The organism is Marinobacter salarius (assembly GCF_032922745.1).
In the GTDB taxonomy this organism is placed as follows: domain Bacteria; phylum Pseudomonadota; class Gammaproteobacteria; order Pseudomonadales; family Oleiphilaceae; genus Marinobacter.
This window is the reverse complement of record NZ_CP136693.1, coordinates 4,422,356-4,448,257: the sequence shown is the minus strand read 5'-3', so window position 1 is coordinate 4,448,257 and position 25,902 is coordinate 4,422,356. Positions and strand designations below refer to the sequence as shown.

Sequence of the window (25,902 nt, the reverse complement as noted above, 5' to 3'; positions counted from 1 at the left end):
ACGTCGGCCATTGTAACGGGGATCCGTTCACATGTGCAGTGGCACGCGACGTGGATTCAGAAATTCTGACTCAAACGTAACACTCATACCGGCCCCGGGGGCTCAATGTCATCTGAAAACCGTATTATCGCCAGCTTCTCCGTTCCACCGGAGCACAGCGACCGCCGCCTGGATCAGGCCGCAGCCGAGCTGATGCCGGAGCACTCGCGCTCCCGACTGCAGGGCTGGATCAAGAGCGGCGCGCTGACGGTCAATGGAAAAACCTGTAAACCCCGGGACAAGGTAATGCTGGGCGACCGGCTCGATCTGGACGCGGAACCGGAAGCGCAGGTCAGTTGGGAAGCAGAATCGATAGACCTGGATATTGTGTACGAGGACGAGCACTTGCTGGTCATCAACAAGCCCGCAGGCTTGGTGGTCCACCCGGCGGCGGGCCACGCTGACGGCACCCTGGTCAATGCCTTGCTCAACCATGCCCCGGAAGTGGAGAACCTGCCTAGAGCAGGCATTGTGCACCGTCTCGACAAAGACACGTCCGGCATCATGGTGGTGGCGCGTAGTCTGATTGCCCACACATCGCTGGTCGATCAGTTGCAAACCCGGACCATGGGGCGGGAATACGAAGCCATTGTGGTTGGCACCCTCACCGGTGGTTCAACGGTGGACGCACCGATTGGTCGCCACCCTCGTGAACGCAAGAAAATGGCGGTCGTGCCTACCGGGAAGCCTGCGGTAACGCATTATCGCCTGGTGGAGCGCTTCGCAGCGCATACCCACGTCCGCTGCAAGCTGGAAAGCGGTCGTACCCATCAGATACGGGTACATATGGCCCACGTGAAACATCCATTGGTGGGCGACCCTCAGTATGGCGGTCGGCTACGTCTGCCGAAAGGCACAACAGACGAATTGAGAGACGTGCTTGCCAGTTTCCAGCGGCAGGCGCTCCATGCACGCCAGTTGACATTGGAACACCCGCAAACCGGTGAGATACTGACTTGGGAGGTGCCGCTGCCCGATGACATCGAAGGTCTTCTGGCTGCACTTCGCAAGCACGTTAAGGAGCTGGAGAACCATGACGTCTGAACTGCCGATGATTGTGCCTGACTGGCCCGCTCCGTCCTGGGTCCATGCCGCATGCACGACGCGGGCGGGCGGGGTCAGTCAGGCGCCGTGGCATTCCCTGAACCTCGGCACGCATGTGGGAGATCGTCCCAAGGATGTGGTGAAAAATCGGTCACTGCTTGGGCAGTGGGCTGAGCCCGGCGCTCAGTCGTTCGGTTGGCTTAATCAGGTTCATGGTACTGACGTTGTTGAATTGCCGCAGTCGGGTTCGGTTACGGCTGATGCCAGTGTGACCTCCCAGCCCGGGGTGGCATGTGTGGTGATGACAGCGGACTGTCTTCCGGTGCTTTTCTGCAACCCTGCCAGTGGCCAGGTGGCCGCTGCTCACGCTGGCTGGCGCGGTTTGTGTGGTGGTGTTCTGGAGCGAACGATAGAGCATCTTGGCAACCCCGCTGCTGTCCTGGCGTGGTTGGGGCCGGCCATCGGCCCAGATCAGTTTGAGGTTGGCCCCGAGGTCAGGGAGGCTTTCCTGATGAACGATTCCCAATCGGGTGATGCATTCATTTCCAACCCTCGAAATCCTACCCATTATCTCGCGGATATCTATGAGCTTGCCCGGCAGAGGCTGGCGATGGCCGGCGTACTTCAGGTCTACGGTGGTGAATTCTGCACGGTAACCGATAGTGAGCGGTTTTTCTCCTATCGTCGAGACGGGCAAACCGGGAGAATGGCAAGCCTGATATACCTTTCATGATATTCGTCAATTTTCTGACACTTTCCTGTCCGGTCTGCTTGAACTCCCACCAATCGCCCCTACATTAACTATCAAAGCAGACGCAATGTCGCCGATGGAAGTCTCCCATCGGTTAAGTGACAGAGATTTGGGAAGACCGAATTATGAGAATCGACAAACTGACCAGCAAACTCCAGACAGCACTGGCCGATGCCCAGTCGCTGGCGGTGGGCAGGGATCACAACTTTATAGAACCCGTGCACCTGATGCAGGCGCTGATGGATCAGGAGGGCAGTTCCATCAAGCCGCTGTTGAAACAATCGGGTGCCGAGCCTTCCCGGATACGCCAGGCTGTGGCCCGGGAGATTGAAAACCTGCCGGAGGTGCAGGGCTCTGCCGGCGATGTCTCTATGTCAAACGATATGGGCCGGCTCTTCAATATTGCCGACAAGCTGGCGCAGAAACGTGGTGACCAGTTCATTTCCAGCGAATTGCTGCTGCTGGCCGCGCTAGAGGATCGGGGCAGCCTTGGGCGGGTTCTGCGGGAGCAAGGTGTCGACAAATCCGCATTGGAGCGTGCCATCGAAGAGGTCAGAGGCGGTGAGTCGGTTGATGATGCGTCTGCAGAAGAGCATCGCCAGGCGCTCTCCAAATACACCATTGATCTGACCGAACGTGCCGAGGCTGGAAAATTGGACCCGGTGATTGGCCGCGATGATGAAATCCGTTCGGACTATTCAGGTGCTACAGCGCCGTCGCAAGAACAATCCGGTGCTGATTGGTGAGCCCGGCGTGGGCAAGACCGCGATTGTTGAAGGACTTGCCCAGCGCATTGTGAATGGTGAGGTGCCAGAGGGGCTCAAGAATAAGCGTGTGCTGTCTTTGGATATGGGCTCGTTGATAGCGGGCGCCAAGTTCCGGGGTGAGTTTGAAGAACGCCTCAAGTCCGTGCTGAATGAGTTGGCCAAGCAGGAAGGGCAGATCATCCTGTTCATCGACGAAGTTCACACCATGGTCGGCGCCGGCAAAGCGGAAGGTTCCATGGACGCCGGCAACATGCTCAAGCCCGCCCTGTCGCGCGGGGAGTTACATTGCGTGGGCGCCACCACACTTGACGAGTATCGCGAGAATATTGAGAAAGACGCCGCCCTTGAGCGTCGGTTCCAGAAGGTCTTGGTCTCCGAGCCTACCGAGGAGGACACCATAGCGATCCTTCGCGGCCTGAAGGAGCGCTACGAAGTTCATCACGGTGTGGAAGTCACAGACGGTGCCATCATCGCAGCGGCCAGGTTGTCTCATCGTTACATCGCCGACCGCCAGTTGCCCGACAAGGCCATTGATCTGGTGGATGAAGCTGCAAGCCAGATCCGCATGGAGATGGACTCCAAGCCAGAAGCGCTGGATCGCCTTGAGCGGCGTCTGATCCAATTGAAAATAGAGCGGGAGGCGTTGAAGAAGGAAACCGATGCGGCCTCCAAGAAGCGGCTTTCTGAACTCTCGGATGTCATCTCCGGTATTGAGCGTGAGTACGCGGACCTGGAAGAGGTCTGGAATACCGAAAAAGCGGCACTGCATGGCTCCCAGAAGATCAAGAGCCAACTGGAGCAGGCCCGGATAGATCTGGAAAATGCCCGCCGTGCCGGCGATCTCGGCCGCATGTCTGAGTTGCAATACGGTCAGATTCCGGAGCTGGAGCGCCAACTGGATATGGCGAGCCAGGCGGAAATGATGGAGATGAAGCTGCTGCGTAACCGCGTAACTGATGAGGAAATCGCCGAAGTGGTGTCCAAGTGGACGGGTATTCCTGTTTCGAAGATGCTCGAGGGCGAACGCGACAAACTGATGCGAATGGAGGAAGCCCTCCATGGACGTGTCATCGGTCAGGACGAAGCCGTTGAGGCCGTGTCCAACGCGGTTCGTCGGTCCCGTGCAGGACTGTCAGACCCCCACCGTCCTAATGGTTCTTTCCTGTTTCTGGGGCCGACCGGTGTGGGTAAGACCGAGCTCTGCAAAGCCCTGGCGTCGTTCCTCTTTGATACCGAGGAGGCTATGGTTCGAATCGACATGTCTGAGTTCATGGAGAAGCATTCCGTCGCTCGGCTGATCGGTGCCCCTCCGGGATACGTTGGTTATGAAGAGGGTGGCTACCTGACCGAGGCCGTCCGCCGCCGGCCCTACTCAGTGTTGTTGTTGGATGAAGTTGAGAAGGCGCACCCGGACGTATTTAATATCCTGTTGCAGGTACTGGAGGATGGGCGCCTTACGGACGGTCAGGGCAGGACGGTGGATTTTCGCAATACCGTCATCGTGATGACCTCAAACCTGGGATCGGACATCATTCAACAGAAAGCAGGTGAGGAAAACTATGAGGCCATGAAAAAAGATGTCATGGACGTAGTGGGTACTCACTTCAGGCCAGAGTTCATTAACAGGGTGGACGAGGTGGTGGTGTTCCATCCGCTGGCTGAGAGCCAGATCCAGGGCATTGCCCGGATTCAGATTAATGCACTGGGCAAGCGCCTGAAAGAGCAGGATATGTCGTTGCTGCTGGACGACGCTGCGATGGAGCTGCTGGCGGAAGTTGGCTACGACCCCGTGTACGGTGCCCGTCCATTGAAGCGAGCCATTCAGCGGATGATTGAGAACCCGCTGGCCCAGAGGTTGCTTCAGGGAGATTTCCTGCCCGGCGATACCATTCGCGGTTCAGTAAAGGATCACGGTCTGGAATTCGAGAAGGCGTGATGGTCTGACCTAAAAAGCGGAGCACGATGCTCCGCTTTTCCGTTATGAACCTGAGAGCTTCGTTGGGATTAGGCCTCTGAAGCCTCACCGCAGTTTTCTTCTGCGATTGTTTCAAACCGCTGTTTCTTCTGCTCAATTTCTTCCGGAGTAAGGTATCGCAGCTCTCCTTCCTCTTCGATGCGAATCCGGCTGTTTCTCTGGATCAGCGCCAGGTTGGTTTGTGCCGTTTCGCAGTTGGCTTCCTGTTGCTTGCGCCGGGCTTCCTCAACAGCACTTTCCTCTCGCCGTTCGCTTTCCTTGGCTTCTTGGCGTTCGAGCTCTTTTACCCGTTCTTGCGGGCTCATGCGGTTGTTCCCGGAAGATTTACCTGTACGTATGTTGACGGACTCTGCCTGTTGGCCGGTTGGCTGTCGATCGCCAAAGTGCGTAACCCCGTCTTCGTCGGTCCATTTATACACGGAGGCTGCGAAAGCCATTGCTGGTGTCGCGGCCAGAAGTACTGCCAGGGTGAGGGTTTTTCTGTTCATGCCGTTGCTCATTCCGCGTTAGCCTCGTCGAAGCACCGCCGGTAACGGTACCGTCTCTATGTTAGCCTATGTTTATCATGCCATTTGTAAAGGTAACTTTCTTCGGTCTGGTTCAAATAGTTGCGAAAAGTATGGCAGACCTTCGATGAGTGTGGGCAGAGAATAGCGTTGCCGCTATTGACAGGGAGTTTAGCGCTGTCAAAATTACCGATTGCCTGAAGACTGGGGTCAATACGGCAGGCAATCCCGAGCGAGTATCCCCCGTTAATTACCACACTGAATGCCCCGCGCAGGCCGCGGACTGGTTGTTGCTTACGTGCAACCCGTTGATTGGTCGTTCTCCGCAACCCTCAGGAGGGCGGCTGGCCAGGAGACAACCTCTTATAGCTGGTGTGGCGGAGTATCCGGTTCAGCTTTCACAAGAAGCATGATGTCCGGACATCCAGGCAACCGGGACGTTTCCCGGCTCATTCACTCGTAGAAGAGGGTAGAACATCGTGGAGTTATTGTCTGGCGCCGATATGCTGATCCGGTCCTTGCAGGATGAAGGGATCGAATACATATATGGCTATCCGGGTGGTGCAGCGTTGCATATTTATGACGCGCTGTTCAGACAGGACAAGGTCAAGCACATTCTGGTGCGTCACGAGCAGGCGGCGGTCCATATGGCCGACGGTTACGCCCGTGCCACCGGATTACCGGGTACCGTACTGGTGACCTCGGGTCCTGGAGCCACCAACACCATCACTGGCATTGCCACAGCATTCATGGATTCCATCCCAATGGTGGTCCTGTGCGGTCAGGTTGCATCTACGCTGATCGGTGAAGATGCGTTCCAGGAGACCGATATGATCGGTGTCTCCCGCCCTGTCGTGAAACACAACCTGAGCGTCCGTCATCCGGAAGAGATCCCCGAGATTGTTCGCAAAGCCTATTACATTGCCTCAACAGGGCGTCCCGGGCCGGTCGTTGTTGATATTCCGAAAGATATGACGACGCCAAACGAACGCTACGAGTATGTCTTCCCCAAGAAGGTCAAGCTCCGTTCGTACAACCCGGCCATCCGTGGCCACGCTGGGCAGATCAAGAAAGCCGTCGATATGCTGATGGCGGCCAAGCGTCCCATTATCTATGCCGGTGGCGGGGTCATACTTGGCAAGGCGACGGATCAATTGACCGAGTTGGTCAGGATGCTGGGTTATCCGATCACCAACACCCTGATGGGTATTGGCTGTTATCCCGCTTCCGATACGCAGCACATCGGCTGGCTGGGGATGCACGGTACCTATGAGTCCAATATGGCCATGCACCACTCGGATCTGATTCTGTGTGTGGGCGCGCGATTCGACGATCGGGTGACCAATGCGACAGAGAAGTTCTGTCCCGGTGCCCGAATTGTCCATATCGATATCGATCCCGCCTCCATCTCCAAAACCATTGATGCGGATGTTCCCATTGTTGGTCCGGTGGATGCGGTACTGACGGAAATGATCACCCTTGTCAAAGAGAGCAAGGACAAGCCCGACGCCGACGCAATCGCCGCGTGGTGGAAGCAGATCGAAGAGTGGCGGGCGTTCCATGGCATGCGTTACGAAACCAGCCCGGATGTCATCAAGCCACAGGAAGTGGTGGAAGCACTTTGGCAGCTCACCAACGGAGAGGCTTTTGTGACCTCCGATGTGGGGCAGCACCAGATGTTTGCTGCTCAATACTACAAGTTCGACAGACCCAATCGCTGGATCAACTCCGGCGGCCTCGGCACCATGGGCTTCGGACTGCCGGCGGCCATGGGGGTCAAGTTGAACTTCCCGGACGACGAGGTGCTTTGCATTACCGGTGAAGGCAGTATCCAGATGAACATCCAGGAGCTGTCGACCTGTAGTCAGTACGATATTCCGGTAAAAATCATCAATTTGAACAACCAGGCCCTGGGTATGGTCAAGCAGTGGCAGGACATGAACTACGAGTCCCGTCACTCCCAGTCTTACATGGAGTCCCTGCCGGATTTCATCAAGCTGGCGGAAGCCTATGGCCATGTTGGTGTCCGTATCGACCGTAAGGAAGATCTGGTGCCTAAGCTCAAAGAAGTGCTGGCGATGAAAGACCGGCTGGTTTTCGTTGATATCTACGTGGACCGTTTTGAGCACGTCTACCCGATGCAGGTGGCACGTGGCTCAATGAAGGACATGTGGCTCAGCAAGACGGAGAGGGTCTGATTATGCGTCGAATCATTTCTGTTTTGCTTGAAAACGAACCCGGTGCATTGTCCCGCGTTGTCGGTCTGTTCTCGCAGCGCAACTACAACATTGAAACGCTGACAGTGGCGCCCACCGAGGACGAAACTCTGTCGCGGCTGACAGTCACAACCACCGGTTCGGACAAGGTCATCGAACAGATTACCAAGCAGCTCAATAAGCTGATTGAAGTGGTCAAGTTGGTGGATCTGACCGAGGGCTCCCACATCGAGCGCGAGCTGATGCTGGTCAAGCTCAAGGCCACCGGGTCCCAGCGTGCCGAGATCAAACGCACGGTCGATATCTTCCGTGGCCAGATCGTGGATGTCACCAGCTCCGTCTATACCGTCCAGTTAGCCGGTGCCAGTGAGAAGCTGGACGGCTTTATTCAGGCGGTGGGTACCTCGGGTGTGCTTGAGGTCGTTCGCAGCGGGGTTTCGGGCATCGCCCGTGGTGAAAAGGTCTTAAGTCTGTAACAGGCGCTGACATCATTCTGTACAATGACGGTCTTTAAAAGGCCAATACAATATATAGAGGTTTTCCATGCAGGTTTATTACGATAAGGATTGTGATCTTTCCATCATCCAGGGCAAAAAAGTTGCCATCATCGGCTTTGGCTCACAGGGCCACGCTCATGCGTGCAACCTGAAAGAGTCCGGTGTGGATGTAACGGTTGGTCTGCGTCCAGGTTCTTCGTCCATTGCCAAGGCGGAAGCTTATGGCCTGAAAACCAGTGACGTGCCGGCAGCAGTTGCCGCAGCGGATGTGGTCATGGTCCTGACGCCGGACGAGTTCCAGGCGCAGTTGTATAATGCCGAGATCGAGCCGAACCTGAAGCAGGGCGCCACTCTGGCATTTGCCCACGGTTTTGCGATCCACTACAACCAGATCGTGCCGCGCAAGGATCTGGACGTGATCATGATTGCTCCGAAAGCGCCGGGCCACACTGTGCGCACTGAATTTACCCGTGGCGGCGGTATCCCCGATCTGATTGCTATCTTCCAGGACGCTTCCGGCAACGCCAAGAACCTGGCGCTCTCATACGCCAGCGGTATCGGTGGCGGCCGCACCGGCATCATCGAAACCACCTTCAAGGATGAGACTGAAACCGATCTGTTTGGTGAGCAGGCTGTGCTTTGCGGTGGTACCGTTGAGCTGGTAAAGGCGGCTTTCGAAACGCTGGTGGATGCCGGTTACGAGCCCGAAATGGCTTACTTCGAGTGTCTGCACGAGCTGAAGCTGATTGTTGACCTGATGTACGAGGGCGGTATCGCCAACATGAACTACTCCATATCCAACAACGCGGAGTATGGTGAGTACGTGACCGGTCCTGAGATCATCAACGAGCAATCCCGCGAAGCCATGCGCAATGCATTGAAGCGCATCCAGACCGGTGAATACGCCAAGATGTTCATTCAGGAAGGCAGCAGCAACTACCCGTCCATGACGGCCCGTCGCCGCATTAATGCCGAGCATCAGATCGAGACCGTTGGTGAAAAGCTGCGCTCCATGATGCCCTGGATTTCCGCGAACAAGATCGTGGACAAAGACAAAAACTGATCCGGTACTTCGGATTGGTTTGGAAAACGCGGCCCGGGTGGCCGCGTTTTTCGTATATACTCCGCCTAAATGCTTTCCGGAGTGATTGGAATGACTGATGAAAAGAAGCAGGCCGAAACACAGGCTGAAAAGAAAGATGTTCGGGGGCAGTCAGACGCCTCTGGTCATGAGCATGACATTGAGTCCGGCGAAGTCGTCGAGGAAGAGCTGGTAGAGGGGGCGCCGGTTCGCCGCAAGGGGATATACCTGCTGCCTAATGCGCTGACAACGGCTTCCCTGTTCTCTGGCTTCTACGCGATCGTTTCCGCCGCAAATGGTGTATTCGACAATGCCGCGATTGCGATCTTTGTATCCATGATCCTGGATGGGCTGGATGGTCGGGTTGCCAGGTTGACCAACACCCAGAGCAAGTTCGGCGAGGAGTACGACAGTCTCGCGGATATGGTCGCTTTCGGTGTGGCGCCGGGGATGGTGGCGTTTTTCTGGTCGCTGAACAACCTCGGCCAGGTTGGCTGGGCGATTACCTTTATCTATGTGGCTGGTGCTGCTTTGCGATTGGCGCGATTCAACACCCAGATTGGCTCCATGGACAAAAAGTTCTTCGTTGGGCTGCCCAGCCCCGCAGCTGCGGCGTGCGTTGCTGGGTTGGTGTGGTGCTTCCACATTATGGAGCCCGCTAGTTGGCTAACCCTCATGACGATTATTGTGGTTGGTGGTTGTGGTGTGCTGATGGTTAGCAACATTCTCTATAAGAGTTTCAAGGACCTGGATATGCGGGGGCGGGTACCGTTCGCTGCAATACTCCTGGTGGTGCTGATGTTTGTGGTTGTCGCACTTGATCCGGCAACAGTCCTGTTTAGCGGGTTCCTTCTTTATGCGTTGTCGGGGCCGGTTTTTGCGCTGTTTAGAAAATCGCGCCGCTCCTCAGGCGAATCTGCGTGACCTTGGCCTGAAAAATGAGCGTTTTGGTTGTGGTTTGAGCAGCGTTATAGGTGCTAACCGAAACAGAGTAAAAATAATTGATTAACCTCGTTGACACATTCTCAGGGCTCTGTAGAATGCGCATCTCTTTCGAGGGGAACGCCACTGAGGCGGGCCAAAAATTGAAAGACAACCGTTTGAATTTGTTGGCAGTTTTTCGGTTTAAAACCGAAGTCAAAATAAACGGTTGACAAGGCAGCGATTCGATGTAGAATACGCCACCTTGATCGGGCAAGCCCCGAACGCTCTTTAAAAAGTTAACCAAGTAATTCGTGTGGGCGCTGGCCGAGGTATTTCGGATACGAAATATCAGGACAGTGACTCGTCGAAATTGAGTTTTGTCTTGAGCAAGAATAGAGAATCTTCGGATTCTTGTATGATTTAAACTGAAGAGTTTGATCATGGCTCAGATTGAACGCTGGCGGCAGGCTTAACACATGCAAGTCGAGCGGTAACAGGGGGAGCTTGCTCCCCGCTGACGAGCGGCGGACGGGTGAGTAATGCATAGGAAGCTGCCCAGTAGTGGGGGATAGCCCGGGGAAACCCGGATTAATACCGCATACGCCCTTCGGGGGAAAGCAGGGGATCTTCGGACCTTGCGCTATTGGATGTGCCTATGTCGGATTAGCTAGTTGGTGGGGTAAGAGCCTACCAAGGCGACGATCCGTAGCTGGTCTGAGAGGATGATCAGCCACATCGGGACTGAGACACGGCCCGAACTCCTACGGGAGGCAGCAGTGGGGAATATTGGACAATGGGGGCAACCCTGATCCAGCCATGCCGCGTGTGTGAAGAAGGCTTTCGGGTTGTAAAGCACTTTCAGTGAGGAGGAAAACCCTGCGATTAATACTCGTAGAGCTTGACGTTACTCACAGAAGAAGCACCGGCTAACTCCGTGCCAGCAGCCGCGGTAATACGGAGGGTGCAAGCGTTAATCGGAATTACTGGGCGTAAAGCGCGCGTAGGTGGTTTGGTAAGCGAGATGTGAAAGCCCCGGGCTCAACCTGGGAACGGCATTTCGAACTGTCAGGCTAGAGTATGGTAGAGGAGTGTGGAATTTCCTGTGTAGCGGTGAAATGCGTAGATATAGGAAGGAACACCAGTGGCGAAGGCGGCACTCTGGACCAATACTGACACTGAGGTGCGAAAGCGTGGGGAGCAAACAGGATTAGATACCCTGGTAGTCCACGCTGTAAACGATGTCAACTAGCCGTTGGGACTCTTGAAGTCTTAGTGGCGCAGCTAACGCACTAAGTTGACCGCCTGGGGAGTACGGCCGCAAGGTTAAAACTCAAATGAATTGACGGGGGCCCGCACAAGCGGTGGAGCATGTGGTTTAATTCGACGCAACGCGAAGAACCTTACCTGGCCTTGACATGCAGAGAACTTTCCAGAGATGGATTGGTGCCTTCGGGAACTCTGACACAGGTGCTGCATGGCCGTCGTCAGCTCGTGTCGTGAGATGTTGGGTTAAGTCCCGTAACGAGCGCAACCCCTATCCCTAGTTGCTAGCAGTTCGGCTGAGAACTCTAGGGAGACTGCCGGTGACAAACCGGAGGAAGGTGGGGATGACGTCAGGTCATCATGGCCCTTACGGCCAGGGCTACACACGTGCTACAATGGTGCGTACAGAGGGCTGCAAACCCGCGAGGGGGAGCTAATCTCACAAAACGCATCGTAGTCCGGATCGGAGTCTGCAACTCGACTCCGTGAAGTCGGAATCGCTAGTAATCGCGAATCAGAATGTCGCGGTGAATACGTTCCCGGGCCTTGTACACACCGCCCGTCACACCATGGGAGTGGATTGCACCAGAAGTGGTTAGTCTAACCTTCGGGAGGACGATCACCACGGTGTGGTTCATGACTGGGGTGAAGTCGTAACAAGGTAGCCGTAGGGGAACCTGCGGCTGGATCACCTCCTTAAACGAAGCCGAATGCCTCGGTCAGAGTCCACACGAATTACTTGGTTAGCTTAAGAAGAGAGCAAAGGGTCTATGCAGGCCCGACTTGGCTTGTTTCAGGACAAGCAAAACCGGGTCTGTAGCTCAGGTGGTTAGAGCGCACCCCTGATAAGGGTGAGGTCGGTGGTTCAAATCCACCCAGACCCACCAGAATTGCGTAGCTCGTCGTTGTGTCCGGACTTGCATAGCAGGCTATGCGGCGCCCGAACACGTCTAGATCTACACAATTCTTGTAAATAGCTTTAATGGGGCTATAGCTCAGCTGGGAGAGCGCCTGCCTTGCACGCAGGAGGTCAGCAGTTCGATCCTGCTTAGCTCCACCATAAATTGCCTGAAGTGCCCGAAAAATTAGTGCTGATTGCTTTTCCTGAAAAGTGTCAGTGTGCAGAAACAAGCGTTTCGGTTTAATGACAAGAGTTGTTAAGCGGAAGTTCTTCTTTCTGATCACTGGGTCAGATTTGCTCTTTAACAAATTGGACGAGATAGAACACGAATTTATTTCTCTCATTATCTCCGAGAGGAATGGATTCAATGTGATAGCGATTTCAAGCGTTATCCGGTGTTGTCGTTGAAGTGGTTGTATATGGCTTCGAGTGACTGTCTCTGAATCTCATCTCTGAATGAGAAGGTTGTGTTCACTTCGGTGGGTGCGACGTTCTTGTTGAGTGTGAGGAACAGATCAGTTGTCTTGGGGTTATATAGTCAAGCAACTAAGCGCATACGGTGGATGCCTTGGCAGTCAGAGGCGATGAAAGACGTGGAAGCCTGCGATAAGGCTCGGGGAGCTGGCAAACAAGCTGTGATCCGGGCATCTCTGAATGGGGAAACCCACCGGTCTTCGGACCGGTACCGTACGGTGAATACATAGCCGTACGGGGCGAACTCGGGGAACTGAAACATCTAAGTACCCGAAGGAAAAGAAATCAACCGAGATTCCCTCAGTAGCGGCGAGCGAACGGGGACCAGCCCTTAAGCTGGACAACTGGTAGGAGAAGGCCCTGGAAAGAGCCGCCATAGTGGGTGATAGCCCCGTATCCGAAACCTGAGTCCAGTGAAATCGAGTAGGACGGGACACGAGACATCCTGTCTGAACATGGGGGGACCATCCTCCAAGGCTAAATACTCCTGACTGACCGATAGTGAACCAGTACCGTGAGGGAAAGGCGAAAAGAACCCCTGTGAGGGGAGTGAAATAGATCCTGAAACCGTATGCGTACAAGCAGTCGGAGCGGACTTGTTCCGTGACGGCGTACCTTTTGTATAATGGGTCAGCGACTTATGTTCAGTGGCGAGGTTAACCGTTTAGGGGAGCCGTAGGGAAACCGAGTCTGAATAGGGCGATTTAGTCGCTGGGCATAGACCCGAAACCGGGCGATCTATCCATGAGCAGGTTGAAGGTTGAGTAACATCAACTGGAGGACCGAACCCACTGTCGTTGAAAAGCCAGGGGATGACTTGTGGATCGGAGTGAAAGGCTAATCAAGCCCGGAGATAGCTGGTTCTCCCCGAAAGCTATTTAGGTAGCGCCTCGGACGAATACCACAGGGGGTAGAGCACTGTTTCGGCTAGGGGGTCATCCCGACTTACCAACCCGATGCAAACTCCGAATACCTGTGAGTACTATCCGGGAGACACACGGTGGGTGCTAACGTCCATCGTGAAGAGGGAAACAACCCAGACCGCCAGCTAAGGTCCCCAAATACCAGTTAAGTGGGAAACGATGTGGGAAGGCTCAGACAGCTAGGAGGTTGGCTTAGAAGCAGCCATCCTTTAAAGAAAGCGTAATAGCTCACTAGTCGAGTCGGCCTGCGCGGAAGATGTAACGGGGCTCAAACTGGTTACCGAAGCTGCGGCTGTGCACGCAAGTGCACGGGGTAGGGGAGCGTTCTGTAAGCCTGCGAAGGTGTGTCGAGAGGCATGCTGGAGGTATCAGAAGTGCGAATGCTGACATGAGTAACGACAATGGGGGTGAAAAACCCCCACGCCGGAAGACCAAGGGTTCCTGCGCAACGCTAATCGGCGCAGGGTGAGTCGGCCCCTAAGGCGAGACCGAAAGGTGTAGTCGATGGGAAACGGATTAATATTTCCGTACCTTGGATAGCTGCGATGGAGAGACGGAGAAGGCTAGGTGAGCCGGGCGACGGTTGTCCCGGTTTAAGCATGTAGGCAGTGGGATTAGGCAAATCCGGTCCCACAATGCCGAGACGCGACGACGACTGCCCTTTTAGGGCGGGAAGTCATTGATGCCCTGCTTCCAGGAAAATCTTCTAAGCTTCAGGCTATTCGAGACCGTACCCCAAACCGACACAGGTGGTCAGGTAGAGAATACCAAGGCGCTTGAGAGAACTCGGGTAAAGGAACTAGGCAAAATGGTGCCGTAACTTCGGGAGAAGGCACGCCGGTGGTATGTGACGCCCTTCGCGGGTTGAGCAGAAGCCGGTCGAAGATACCAGGCCCCTGCGACTGTTTATTAAAAACACAGCACTGTGCAAACACGAAAGTGGACGTATACGGTGTGACGCCTGCCCGGTGCCGGAAGGTTAATTGATGGGGTTAGCGCTTGCGCGAAGCTCTTGATCGAAGCCCCGGTAAACGGCGGCCGTAACTATAACGGTCCTAAGGTAGCGAAATTCCTTGTCGGGTAAGTTCCGACCTGCACGAATGGCGTAACGATGGGGGCGCTGTCTCTACCCGAGACTCAGTGAAATTGAAATCGCCGTGAAGATGCGGTGTATCCGCGGCTAGACGGAAAGACCCCGTGAACCTTTACTATAGCTTCACAGTGAACTTTGAGCATGTTTGTGTAGGATAGCTGGGAGGCTTTGAAACCAGGACGCCAGTTCTGGTGGAGCCAACCTTGAAATACCAGCCTGACCTGTTTGAGGTTCTAACTTCGACCCCTTATCGGGGTTAAGGACACTGTGTGGTGGGTAGTTTGACTGGGGCGGTCTCCTCCCAAAGCGTAACGGAGGAGCACAAAGGTGGGCTAAGCATGGTCGGACATCATGCGGTTAGTGTAATGGCACAAGCCCGCTTAACTGCGAGACAGACACGTCGAGCAGGTACGAAAGTAGGTCATAGTGATCCGGTGGTTCTGTATGGAAGGGCCATCGCTCAACGGATAAAAGGTACTCCGGGGATAACAGGCTGATACCGCCCAAGAGTTCACATCGACGGCGGTGTTTGGCACCTCGATGTCGGCTCATCACATCCTGGGGCTGAAGCCGGTCCCAAGGGTATGGCTGTTCGCCATTTAAAGTGGTACGCGAGCTGGGTTTAGAACGTCGTGAGACAGTTCGGTCCCTATCTGCCGTGGACGTTGGAGATTTGAGGAAAGCTGCTCCTAGTACGAGAGGACCGGAGTGGACGAACCGCTGGTGTTCGGGTTGTGTCGCCAGACGCATTGCCCGGTAGCTATGTTCGGATAGGATAACCGCTGAAAGCATCTAAGCGGGAAGCCCCTTCCAAGATGAGATCTCCCTGGACCCTCGAGGTCCCTGAAGAGCCGTTCAAGACCAGGACGTTGATAGGTCGGGTGTGTAAGCGCTGCGAGGCGTTGAGCTAACCGATACTAATTGCTCGTGAGGCTTGACTATATAACACCCAAGACAATTGCGGATAACGCAAGAGCCATTGTGCTCAATCGAAATCAACATCACATCGTTCTACCTCGTCCGCCCAGTGATCAACCGTTTTGCCTGACGACCATAGCGGTCTGGAACCACCTGATCCCATCCCGAACTCAGCCGTGAAACAGACCAGCGCCGATGGTAGTGTGGCTTCTGCCCATGTGAGAGTAGGTCATCGTCAGGCTCTTAATACCAAAAACCCCCGCGGCTTCGCCGACGGGGGTTTTTTATTGCCTGTAAAAAAGTAACGACCAATAACCTATAGTGGTGCGGTGCCGCTCGAGTTGCCCAGCATTGGTGCGTTGCTGGTGATTTGTTGCCTCTGAAAATATTCACAATGCATTGTTTTTAAAGATTAAAAATATTCTGGAATATATTTTGCTGAAGTATCGGGTCTAGAGTTAGGCTCCAACAGGTACCGGCAACGACGCCGTCAGAAGGAAGTGAAGGTGTCGGCCATTCCTGTTTTGCTTTGATAGCTCGCCACATTTGGCCCCCCTTCTTTAGAACCTTCCTCACGATCTGTTGGCAAATTCCGCATGTTTACAGGCCAACGTATGAGCGATACCTCTTTTCGATTCTTTTCTTTCGTAGGAAGGATCAAAGTTCTTCACCTGAGTTGGGTAGCGTTTTTTATAAGCTTCCTGGTCTGGTTTAATCACGCCCCCTTAATGTCTTCTATTCGAGATCAGTTCGGGTTGTCAGCCTCGGAAGTAAATACCTTGTTGCTGCTCAACGTGGCATTGACGATACCAGCTCGAATTCTTATCGGTATGTTAGTGGATACACTCGGGCCTCGCCGTGTGTATAGCCTGGTCCTTGTTGTGTCGGGGCTTCTCTGCATCGCATTTTCACTCTCCACAACCTTTGAACAGCTTGCTGTGACCCGGTTTCTGTTGGGGTTTGTTGGTGCGGGGTTCGTTGTGGGTATCCGGCTGATAAGTGAATGGTTTCCGGCGAAGGAACTGGGGCTGGCTGAAGGTATCTATGGCGGTTGGGGTAACTTTGGAGCTGCGTTTGCGGGGCTTTCATTGCCGGCAGTAGCGCTGTGGTTTGGTGGTGATAACGGATGGCGCTGGGCGGTAGGCACGACCGGCGTTATCGCGATTATCTACGCGGCGGTTTTCTTCATCCTGGTTCGCGATACCCCAAAAGGTTCGACTTACTTCAAGCCAAAGCGGGGCGGTGCGATGGAAGTCACCAGCAAGGGCGATTTCGTCCTTTACGTGGTAATGAACCTGCCGCTGTTCTTTGCTTTGGCGTTGATCGTTTGGCAACTGGGGCCCTATAAGCTCGGTATGCTGGGGGCTCCGACAACCTATCTTCTTTATGGTGCGATAGGGGTGATGGCAGCTGTCCAGTTCTTGCGGATTTGGCAGATAAACGGTCACGTCTTTCAAAGGCCCGTGCCGGCATTTGATCGTTACCCGTTCAAGCAGGTAGCACTTTTAAATCTCGTATATATGGCGAGCTTCGGATCGGAACTTGCGGTGGTCTCCATGTTGCCGCTGTATTTCCTGGATACGTTTGATATCTCTCCCATGTTGGCGGGGATGCTCGGCGGGAGTTTTGCTCTGATGAACCTGTTTGGGCGCCCCGGCGGCGGCTATCTTGCGGACCGCTATGGGCGAAAGCTGATTACGATACTGATGCTGGCCGGTATCGCAGTTGGATACTTCTTCATGGCAAGGATTGATAGCAGCTGGCCTCTGCCATTGGCGGTCGCTCTGGTTGTGCTCTGCTCGATCTTTGTGCAAGGCGGATGTGGCGCAGTATATGCGTCGGTTCCGTTGGTGAAGCGTCGTCTTACCGGCCAGGTTGCGGGGATGGCAGGTGCCTACGGCAATGTAGGGGGTGTTGTCTTCCTGGTTGTATTGGCCCTGGTGCCCTCAGATCAGTTCTTCCTGGTGTTGGGAGCAATTGCTCTGGCAATCATGTCCCTGGTGATGATCTTCATGGATGAACCTGATCCGCAAACAAGCGAGGTAATGCCGGATGGTTCCGTCAGAATGATTGACGTAACGTGAGTGGTCGCCTCCAATTACAGGCTGGCCAATACAGCATCGCCGGCCGGAAGGCCGAGAATCAGGACAGCCTGGGTATTCGGTATCCAGAAGGCGAGGCCCTCGTTCTCAAGGGAGTTGCTGCTGTTATTGCCGATGGGGTGAGTGCTTCAGCCGCAGGCCGTGAGGCGGCTGAGACCTGCGTAAAAGGGTTTCTGCACGACTACTACAGTACGCCGGACTCCTGGGCCGTTGAAACTGCGGCCGGTCGTGTCCTTGGGGCCTTGAATCGATGGTTGCACGGTCGTGGTCACGCCAGCCATGCAGATGCCCATGCGATGGTGTGTACTTTTAGCGGTGTCGTCATCAAGAACAATCGAGCCTATGTATTTCATGTGGGGGATAGTCGGGTTTGTCTTGTTCGCAACGGCGAACTGGAATGCCTGACCAGGGACCATCATGCCGTTGTAGGCGCCGATAGGGGCGCGCTGACAAAGGCCATGGGGGCCGAGCTGAATGTCGAAATTGATGTATTCCGGGCAAACCTTCTGCCCGGTGATTGTTTATTGTTGACCACTGATGGTGTGCACGGGTATCTCGACCCAGTCGTTATGACCGGACTTGCGGCGGAGGGCGACGCGGATGAGATCGCCAGAGCGCTGGTGGACGCAGCCTACTCCGCTGGAAGCCCCGACAACCTGAGTGCTCAGGTACTTAATATTGAGCATCTGCCAGTGGAAGACGTTGAGGCTCATTATGAACGGCTGACGTCGCTGGCATTCCCGCCGCCATTGGAACCCGGGCAAAGGCTTGACGGTTATCGGATTGTTCGGGAAATCCACGCCAGCCGCCGCACCCAGGTTTACCTTGCCAGCCCCGATGCCGGCGGTGAGCCGGTGATTATCAAAACGCCATCGCCGAACTTTGTGGATGATCCGGCCTATATCGACCGTTTTCTCAATGAGTGCTGGGTGGGGCGCCGTGTAAACAGTCCTCATATTGTCCGGTTTATTGAGCCGCCCCAGAACCGACGCTGCCTCTATTGTGTCACCGAATATGTTCAGGGACCGACGCTACGCGAGTGGATGAACGACAACCCCCTGCCAACGCCTGCCGATGTGAGGAACCTCATTCAGCAGATTGCCATTGGTTTACGGGCTCTGCACCGTCTTGAAATGGTGCACCAGGATCTCAAGCCAGAAAACGTACTGATTGCCAGAGACGGGACAGTTAAAATCATTGACCTGGGCGCGGTAAGAATTCGCGGGATTGAGGAGATTGATGTGCCGTGGGGGCAGGATGGCTGCCTGGGAACCGAGAGCTACGCTGCGCCGGAGTGTCTTGAGGGTGATCGGGCAACACCCGCCTCTGACCGCTATTCCCTGGCGGTGATTGCCTATGAGCTGTTGACCGGTCACCTTCCCTATGCGAAGCCTCCCAGACCCTCCGTCCGTCGCCGTTTGCGCTATCGCAGTATACGCGAATTCAACCCAGACCTGCCGGTGTGGCTGGATGCCTGTCTGCAACGCTCCGTTTCCTTGAGGCCGGAGTCCCGATACCCTTCGCTGTCGGAGTTTCTGCGGGATCTCGGACATCCCAACCCGGCGCTGACACCCACCGCATGGCGCCCGCTTGTGGACCGTGTGCCACCGGAAAACTGGCGTTTCATCGCGGTTGTCTCTCTGGTGCTCAACGGTTTGCTGATTTGGCTGGTCTGGATGAACGGCGTCGACTAAACACTATGCACGCCCCGTGGGCATCGCAATCGATGATATACTCCCGGGAAACTGGTCTTCAGTTGCCCTGATGGAGAGCACCATGCCTGCGAACGATCACCTGGTTATTTTTGACACAACATTGCGTGACGGTGAGCAAAGCCCCGGCGCAACGATGACAAAAGCGGAGAAACTGCGGATAGCCCGGATTCTCGAGAAGCTGAGGGTTGACGTCATAGAGGCGGGTTTTGCGATCGCCAGCCAGGGTGACTTCGAGGCGGTAAAGTCGATTGCAGAGTCTATCAAGGAATCTACCGTTTGCAGCCTTGCCAGGGCGCTGGATAAAGACATTGACCGCGCCGCGGAGGCCATCAGGCCGGCCGAGCGCGGACGTATCCATACCTTTATTGCGACGTCTCCGATTCACATGCAGTACAAGCTGCAGATGCAGCCGGATGACGTGGTTGAGCAGGCCGTCAGATCCGTTAGGCGTGCCCGCAGTCATGTTGACGACGTTGAATTTTCCTGCGAAGACGCCGGTCGGTCAGAACTGGATTTTCTGTGCCGTATTATCGAAGCGGCAATCAAGGCCGGCGCAACAACCATCAACATTCCGGATACAGTGGGCTATGCCATTCCGGAACAGTTTGGGGAGACCATCCGTCAGTTGCTGAACCGTGTTCCGAACGCCGACAAAGCCGTGTTCTCCGTTCACTGTCACAACGACCTCGGGCTTGCGGTTGCAAACTCCCTTGCAGCCGTTAGCAGCGGCGCCCGCCAGGTGGAATGTACCATCAACGGGCTCGGTGAGCGGGCAGGGAACGCTTCTCTTGAGGAGCTTGTGATGGCGGTTCGTACCCGTCAGGATCTTTACACTATCGACACCCGGGTAGATGCTCAGCACATTGTGCCTGCCTCTCGACTGGTATCGACCATCACCGGCTTTCCGGTACAGCCTAACAAGGCGATCGTTGGTGCAAACGCCTTTGCCCACGAATCAGGTATTCATCAGGATGGCGTCCTGAAGCATCGGGAAACCTACGAAATCATGCGGGCACAGGACGTGGGCTGGCACACCAACAGCCTGGTGCTGGGCAAACATTCCGGCCGTAATGCGTTCCGTTCCCGGCTGTTGGAACTCGGCATCCAGTTTGAGACAGAAACAGAGCTTAATGAAGCCTTTACCCGGTTCAAGGCACTGGCTGATCTCAAACATGAGATTTTCGATGAAGACCTTCAGGCGATTGCCAGCGATACCCGGCAGAAGGAAGAAGACGGCCGCTATGGGCTTGTTACCATGCAGGTGTGCTCTGAGACCGGTGTTATTCCCCGGGCTCGCTTGACCCTTCTGGTGGATGGCAGGGAGCATAAGGTAGAGGCAGAAGGCAGCGGGCCGGTTGACGCCACCTTCAAGGCTATTGAGTCCCTGGTAGACTCCGGCTGTAACCTGCAGCTCTATTCCGTGAACAACATTACCAGCGGTACGGATGCCCAGGGGGAAGTAACGGTACGCCTGGAGCGCGGTGGTCGAATTGTGAACGGCATCGGCGCCGATACCGATATCATTATCGCCTCCGCAAAGGCCTACATTGAGGCCCTGAACCTGATCAGCCGGGGCGGTGTTCGGCAGCACCCGCAGGGCGCTGATGTCTGAGCAGGGTAGGCGAAGGGGGCTAGCACAATGATGATGCCAGAGGCAGAACGTCAATTTTATCTGGGCAAGGCGGGAATCCATCTCTGGTACGCCAGGAAGGCGTTACCCGGCGCCGCACCGAGCCCTGAATTCGCCTTTCCCGAGCAGGATGAGCCGGAGCTGGAAGCTGCTGCGATTGCACCGCCTCCGGTTCCGGCGCGGCCATCCGTTCCCCAGCGTAAGGTTGATGGTGTCGGCAAGGACAGAATCGCCGGCATCCAGGCGCTGATGGCCGATTACACGCCGGAACCTGCTGGCGTAACGGTGCCCGAAAAGGTTCCGGAAACGCCAGTTGCCGTTGAGTCGAAGGCACCGGCCGACGAGTCGCCTGAAAAAACAGTGGACGCTGCTGGGGAGCTGCCCCGCCAGATTCACGCCCACCTTGGGTTCTGGTTCTCAGAGCAGCTTGTGCTGATCAGTGGTGTATCCGACGAGGCTAGCACACGTCTTCAAGACACACTGGCAAAAAACATCCTGGCAGCGGTCGGTGAAACCCGGATTGAGAAAGGGCGCGAGCTTCGCTGGCCGGTGTTTGGAAATCTGAGGGTTCCAGGAAACAGCGCAGACTGTTTTCGCGATACTCTTCATTTCCTGGCCAATGACTTCGGTGCCCGCAAGGTGGTCTTGCTCGGAGTTTTAACCAACGATTCTCCCTCAGAAAGAGCTGTATTGCTTGACGATGCGCTGGGTGATGCTGCTGTCGACTTCTCCCATACTCTTGCCGAATTGGCTGCGGTGCCCGCTTACAAGCGTGAGCTCTGGCAGCAGTTGAAGTCCGCCGTCGGGGGCTGACTTGTGGGTCAGGATCTATACCGTGAGATAGAGAGTGCCGACCTCATGATCCGGGCCTTACGCCAGGAGGATCTGCCTGACGTCCTCAATATCGAAGCCCAGGGCTACTCCTTCCCCTGGAGCGAGTCCGTTTTTTTGGGGTGCTTTCGGCCTGACTATCGGCTCTGGGCACTCGAGTGGGGGCAGCGGCTCAGTGGATACGCCGTCGTCGCTTATATGGTGGGTGAAGCCCATTTGCTGAATCTGTGCGTGGCACCGGCTAAACAGGGCAATGGCGGAGGACGCCGTTTGCTTCGGCACCTTGTGCTGGAGGCGGCGCGGGATGGCATGAGCCAGGTTTTACTGGAGGTGCGCGCCAGCAACCGTGCAGCAATTGATCTGTACGCGGCGGAAGGTTTTGACGTGATTGGTCGCAGGAAGGGCTACTACCCTGCAGGCCGCGAGCGGGAAGACGCACTGGTCATGGCCTTACCCTTGGGCGGATAGTCCCTCGAAACTCCGCGGTTAGATCGGGCACGCTCTCAACGGATGCGGGTTCGCGTCAGTGCCTTAATATCCCTATAATGACGTCCGTTTTTTCAGTCTCTCCGAACCAGGTTGTTACCAATTATGACCAGCCTTGCCAGCGAAGTATCCCAGCGCCGCACGTTTGCGATTATCTCGCATCCGGATGCGGGCAAAACCACCATTACAGAGAAGGTTCTGCTGTTTGGGCAGGCCATCCAGAAAGCCGGCACGGTCAAGGGAAAGAAGTCGGGGCAGCACGCAAAATCCGACTGGATGGAGATGGAAAAGGAGCGTGGTATTTCCGTCACCACCTCGGTGATGCAATTCCCATATGGCGGGCGCCTGGTCAACCTCCTGGATACGCCTGGCCACGAAGATTTCTCGGAAGATACCTACCGCACGTTAACGGCGGTGGATTCGTGCCTGATGGTGATCGACAGCGCCAAGGGTGTTGAGGAACGCACGATCAAGCTGATGGAAGTAACCCGCTTGCGGGATACGCCAATACTGACCTTCATGAACAAGCTGGACCGTGATACGCGTGATCCCGTGGAGTTGATGGATGAGGTTGAGGATGTCCTCAAAATCGCCTGCGCACCGATTACCTGGCCCATCGGTATGGGGAAGAATTTTAAAGGTGTCTATCACCTGACCCGGGACGAAGTGATCCTGTACAAATCCGGTCAGGGCCATGCCATCCAGGAAAAACGAGTGATCCAGGGGCTTGAGAATCCTGAGCTGGACGAGGTTCTGGGAGGCTATGCTGGTGATCTCCGAGACGAGATTGAGCTGGTCAAAGGAGCGTCCCATGAGTTCGATCTGGACGCCTTCCTTGCGGGCGAGCTCACGCCGGTGTTCTTCGGTACGGCGCTGGGCAATTTTGGTGTGGATCACATGCTTGATGGGTTGGTGGAGTGGGCCCCAACACCGCAACCGCGTGAAACCGATCAGCGATTAGTGAAACCAGAAGAGGATGTCTTCTCGGGCTTCGTGTTCAAGATTCAGGCGAATATGGACCCCCAGCACCGGGATCGTGTGGCTTTTCTGAGGATCGTGTCGGGGCGCTACAATCAGGGCATGAAAGCGCGTCACGTGAGAATCGGCAAGGAAGTTCGCTTTTCCGATGCGCTGACCTTCATGGCAGGTGATCGGGAGCACGCGGGGGAGGCGTTCGCAGGCGATATTATCGGCCTTCACAACCACGGCACCATCCAGCTGGGAGATACCTTCACTGCCGGTGAGGATATGAAATTTACCGGCATCCCCAATTTTGCACCGGAACTGTTCCGTCGTATTCGCCTGAAGGACCCGCTCAAGTCCAAGCAGCTGCAAAAGGGTTTGATCCAGCTTGCGGAAGAAGGCGCGGTACAGGTTTTTCGCCCGCTTCGAAACAACGACCTGATCGTGGGAGCGGTGGGTGTCCTGCAGTTTGATGTGGTGGTTAGTCGGCTCAAGAGCGAATATAAGGTTGAGGCGGTGTATGAGCCGATAAATGTTGCAACGGCACGCTGGGTAACGGCCTCTGATGAGCGTAAACTGGATGAGTTCGAGCGTAAGGCTAACGATTTCCTGGCTCTGGATGGCAGCGACCGACTGGCCTACATTGCGCCAACGATGGTCAACCTGCAGTTGGCCCAGGAGCGCTATCCAGAGATCAGCTTCCATAAAACACGGGAGCACTAGTAGGCTGGAGTGAGTGAATGCGACTCATTGATGCTCATTGCCATTTTGACTTCCCTGAGTTTGATGGGCGTCGCAAGGCAGTGCTTGAGGACGCTCGCAGCAGTGGTCTGTCGAATCTCGTTATTCCCGGCGTTCGGCGGCCCGACTGGAGCAGGGTGAGTCGCATTGCATCGGAATACGATGGGCTCTACTACTGTCTCGGAATCCATCCCTGGTATGTGGCTGAGCATACCGCCGATGACCTATGCGCATTGCAAGGCTTGCTCGAAGACCGTCCAGGTCATTGTGTAGCCTTGGGGGAGTGCGGCCTGGATCGGCTCCAAGGGGACATGCGGGATCAGTACGCCTGGTTTGAAGGGCAGGTTGATATTGCTGCGCTTGTACATTTACCGCTGGTTATTCACTCCGTTAAGACCCACGACGAGGTCTATGAGGTGCTGCGGCGCAAGCGCTTTTCAGGGCGGGTGTTGGTGCACGGGTTTTCGGGCAGCTATGAGCAGGCTACCAAGCTGATTGACCTCGGTTGCTTCATCGGTGTTGGTGGTGTCATTACCCATCAGCGAGCGCGAAAGACCCGGGATACCATCGCCCGGTTGCCCGTTGATGCGTTGATCCTCGAGACGGACGCGCCTGATATGGCGCCAGCGGGCGTCGAGGCGGGGCATAATTCGCCTGCGTACCTGCCGTCGATACTAGCCACCCTGGCACGGTTGCGGAATTCGGGGCTCGAAGACCTGGCCCAGTCGCTGCTCTGCAACGTGCAGCGGCTGTATGGTTGGAACGAAGTCGGCGCTTCCGAGCGCTAGAGTCGTGGAAATGACGACCACGGGTTGTTTCGGTGCCCTTTGGTTGGTGGCTCCGTTCCGCGGTAGCAATGAGGATACGTGAATAACGAAACAGTCCCTTTCAGGGTTGGCTTTCTTTTTGGGTTCGGATATACTTCGCGCCCTGGCTTTTCAAGGCGATGTCATCATCTCAGCCCCGAATGATGTCACTGCCGCATAACATACAGGTAAAGAACCTCCTCCGGATGCCGAGCATTTACCGGTGGCGGTTTTTAACGTTTCTTATATAGCGTTCAAGGCGGAATCAATGAAGACTCTGAGTGCGAAACCAGAAACAGTAACACGTGACTGGTACGTTGTAGACGCAGCCGGCAAGACGCTGGGTCGTCTGTCAACTGAAATCGCCCGTCGTCTGCGGGGCAAACATAAGCCTGAGTACACCCCTCACGTCGACACTGGTGATTACATTGTGGTTATCAATGCCAGTCAGGTACGGGTTACCGGCAAAAAAGCATTTGACAAGATGTACTACAGTCACACCGGCTTTCCGGGTGGAATCAAGTCCATCAACTTCGAGAAGCTGGTCGACAAGGCTCCTGAGCAAATCATCCAGAAGTCTGTTAAAGGCATGCTTCCGAATGGCCCGCTTGGCCGTGCCATGTTCAAGAAGCTGAAAATTTATGCCGGCGCTGAGCATCCTCATGCAGCCCAGCAGCCCAAAGAACTCGACATTTAACGGAAGGCGGATATGTCTGTAGCACAAAATTACGGTACTGGTCGCCGCAAGACATCCACGGCTCGGGTTTTCATCAAGCCGGGAAGCGGTAACATCTCTATCAACGGTCGTTCCATTGAGCAGTTTTTCGGTCGCGAAACTCTGCGGATGATTGTTCGTCAGCCCCTCGTGGTTGCCGAATCCGCGGATCGTTTCGATATCAACATCACTGTTAAAGGTGGTGGTATCAGTGGTCAGGCGGGCGCTATTCGTCACGGCCTGACTCGCGCCCTGATGGATTACGATGAAACGCTGCGCCCTGCGCTGCGTAAAGCGGGTTACGTTACCCGTGACGCTCGTGAAGTGGAGCGTAAGAAAGTTGGTCTGCGGAAGGCGCGTAAGCGTCCTCAGTTCTCCAAGCGTTAAAAGTCGCTGGAGCAGATCCGAAAAAACCCGGTCTATTGGCCGGGTTTTTTGTTGTCTGGGAAGTCAGTTTCGAACAGGCTTGAGACAGGTAATGGCCCGGCTCAAAGCCTTTCCGACTTGTAAGGGCAGGGTAATTTCATTACCATTTGAGCGC

The 25,902-nt window shown here is 55.3% G+C and carries 16 protein-coding genes, 2 tRNA genes, 3 rRNA genes and 1 pseudogene; 21 read left to right on the top strand and 1 reads right to left on the bottom strand.

The annotated features are described in order from the left end of the window. Positions 1–105: 105 nt before the first annotated feature. The 3 genes and pseudogenes from rluD to clpB all read left to right on the top strand — a co-directional run bounded on the left by rluD (position 106) and on the right by clpB (position 4,537). Entirely contained in the window at positions 106–1,083 is a 978-nt protein-coding gene (gene rluD / locus R1T46_RS20695; RefSeq protein ID WP_317306880.1) for a 23S rRNA pseudouridine(1911/1915/1917) synthase RluD, read from the top strand. Further along, entirely contained in the window at positions 1,073–1,816 is a 744-nt protein-coding gene (gene pgeF, locus R1T46_RS20690; protein WP_317306878.1) for a peptidoglycan editing factor PgeF, read from the top strand. Before rluD ends, pgeF begins: the two co-directional genes overlap by 11 nt. Positions 1,817–1,959: 143 nt before the next feature. Then, positions 1,960–4,537, top strand: a pseudogene (gene clpB / locus R1T46_RS20685) (ATP-dependent chaperone ClpB). A gap of 68 nt (positions 4,538–4,605) precedes the next feature. On the opposite strand, the gene R1T46_RS20680 reads toward clpB, so the two are convergent. Next, positions 4,606–5,064: a DUF4124 domain-containing protein gene (locus R1T46_RS20680; protein ID WP_317306877.1), complete on the bottom strand. Its 459-nt coding sequence runs from the start codon at positions 5,062–5,064 to the stop codon at positions 4,606–4,608. 497 nt (positions 5,065–5,561) lie between these two features. Here R1T46_RS20680 and R1T46_RS20675 point away from each other — a divergent pair, with 497 nt between their 5' ends. From R1T46_RS20675 to rpsI, 18 genes are all read left to right on the top strand, one after another. Further along, positions 5,562–7,280, top strand: a complete 1,719-nt coding sequence (locus tag R1T46_RS20675; RefSeq protein ID WP_317306876.1) for an acetolactate synthase 3 large subunit — start codon at positions 5,562–5,564, stop codon at positions 7,278–7,280. A 2-nt stretch (positions 7,281–7,282) separates the two neighbouring features. Next, a complete protein-coding gene (gene ilvN, locus R1T46_RS20670) occupies positions 7,283–7,774 on the top strand; it encodes an acetolactate synthase small subunit (protein WP_007155058.1) in 492 nt (163 codons plus the stop codon). Positions 7,775–7,841: 67 nt separating this feature from the next. After that, a complete protein-coding gene (ilvC, locus tag R1T46_RS20665) occupies positions 7,842–8,858 on the top strand; it encodes a ketol-acid reductoisomerase (protein ID WP_007155057.1) in 1,017 nt (338 codons plus the stop codon). Positions 8,859–8,948: 90 nt separating this feature from the next. Continuing rightward, positions 8,949–9,800, top strand: coding sequence for a CDP-diacylglycerol--serine O-phosphatidyltransferase (pssA, locus tag R1T46_RS20660; protein WP_317306874.1), 852 nt, complete (start codon positions 8,949–8,951; stop codon positions 9,798–9,800). A 422-nt stretch (positions 9,801–10,222) separates the two neighbouring features. After that, positions 10,223–11,762: ribosomal RNA gene (locus tag R1T46_RS20655) — 16S ribosomal RNA — on the top strand. Between the two features lie 111 nt (positions 11,763–11,873). Further along, positions 11,874–11,950 (top strand) — tRNA-Ile (locus R1T46_RS20650). A 97-nt stretch (positions 11,951–12,047) separates the two neighbouring features. Beyond that, positions 12,048–12,123, top strand: a tRNA-Ala gene (locus R1T46_RS20645). A gap of 377 nt (positions 12,124–12,500) precedes the next feature. Next, a 23S ribosomal RNA gene (locus R1T46_RS20640) occupies positions 12,501–15,396 on the top strand. A 101-nt stretch (positions 15,397–15,497) separates the two neighbouring features. Continuing rightward, positions 15,498–15,613, top strand: a 5S ribosomal RNA gene (gene rrf / locus R1T46_RS20635). The 16S, 23S and 5S rRNA genes sit together here with 2 tRNA genes alongside, the layout of an rRNA operon. A gap of 373 nt (positions 15,614–15,986) precedes the next feature. Continuing rightward, entirely contained in the window at positions 15,987–17,456 is a 1,470-nt protein-coding gene (locus R1T46_RS20630; protein WP_199447280.1) for an MFS transporter, read from the top strand. Beyond that, positions 17,453–19,168 (top strand): bifunctional protein-serine/threonine kinase/phosphatase, encoded by a 1,716-nt coding sequence (locus tag R1T46_RS20625; protein ID WP_286811473.1) that lies wholly within the window; start codon positions 17,453–17,455, stop codon positions 19,166–19,168. The genes R1T46_RS20630 and R1T46_RS20625 overlap by 4 nt, the downstream gene beginning before the upstream one ends. Before the next feature lie 82 nt (positions 19,169–19,250). Next, complete coding sequence (locus R1T46_RS20620) at positions 19,251–20,801, top strand: 2-isopropylmalate synthase (protein ID WP_036203699.1); 1,551 nt, start codon at positions 19,251–19,253, stop codon at positions 20,799–20,801. Between the two features lie 27 nt (positions 20,802–20,828). Beyond that, on the top strand, positions 20,829–21,632 hold the full coding sequence (locus tag R1T46_RS20615) for a 2-isopropylmalate synthase (protein ID WP_317306873.1): 804 nt from the start codon (positions 20,829–20,831) through the stop codon (positions 21,630–21,632). Between the two features lie 3 nt (positions 21,633–21,635). Further along, entirely contained in the window at positions 21,636–22,118 is a 483-nt protein-coding gene (gene rimI, locus R1T46_RS20610; protein ID WP_227544273.1) for a ribosomal protein S18-alanine N-acetyltransferase, read from the top strand. A gap of 123 nt (positions 22,119–22,241) precedes the next feature. Then, entirely contained in the window at positions 22,242–23,822 is a 1,581-nt protein-coding gene (gene prfC / locus R1T46_RS20605; RefSeq protein ID WP_036203705.1) for a peptide chain release factor 3, read from the top strand. 17 nt (positions 23,823–23,839) lie between these two features. Then, positions 23,840–24,628, top strand: a complete 789-nt coding sequence (locus R1T46_RS20600) for a TatD family hydrolase (RefSeq protein WP_151982840.1) — start codon at positions 23,840–23,842, stop codon at positions 24,626–24,628. A 286-nt stretch (positions 24,629–24,914) separates the two neighbouring features. Beyond that, positions 24,915–25,343, top strand: a complete 429-nt coding sequence (gene rplM, locus R1T46_RS20595; protein WP_007154598.1) for a 50S ribosomal protein L13 — start codon at positions 24,915–24,917, stop codon at positions 25,341–25,343. Between the two features lie 12 nt (positions 25,344–25,355). Next, positions 25,356–25,748: a 30S ribosomal protein S9 gene (rpsI, locus tag R1T46_RS20590; RefSeq protein ID WP_286748555.1), complete on the top strand. Its 393-nt coding sequence runs from the start codon at positions 25,356–25,358 to the stop codon at positions 25,746–25,748. The last annotated feature ends 154 nt before the right edge of the window (positions 25,749–25,902 follow it).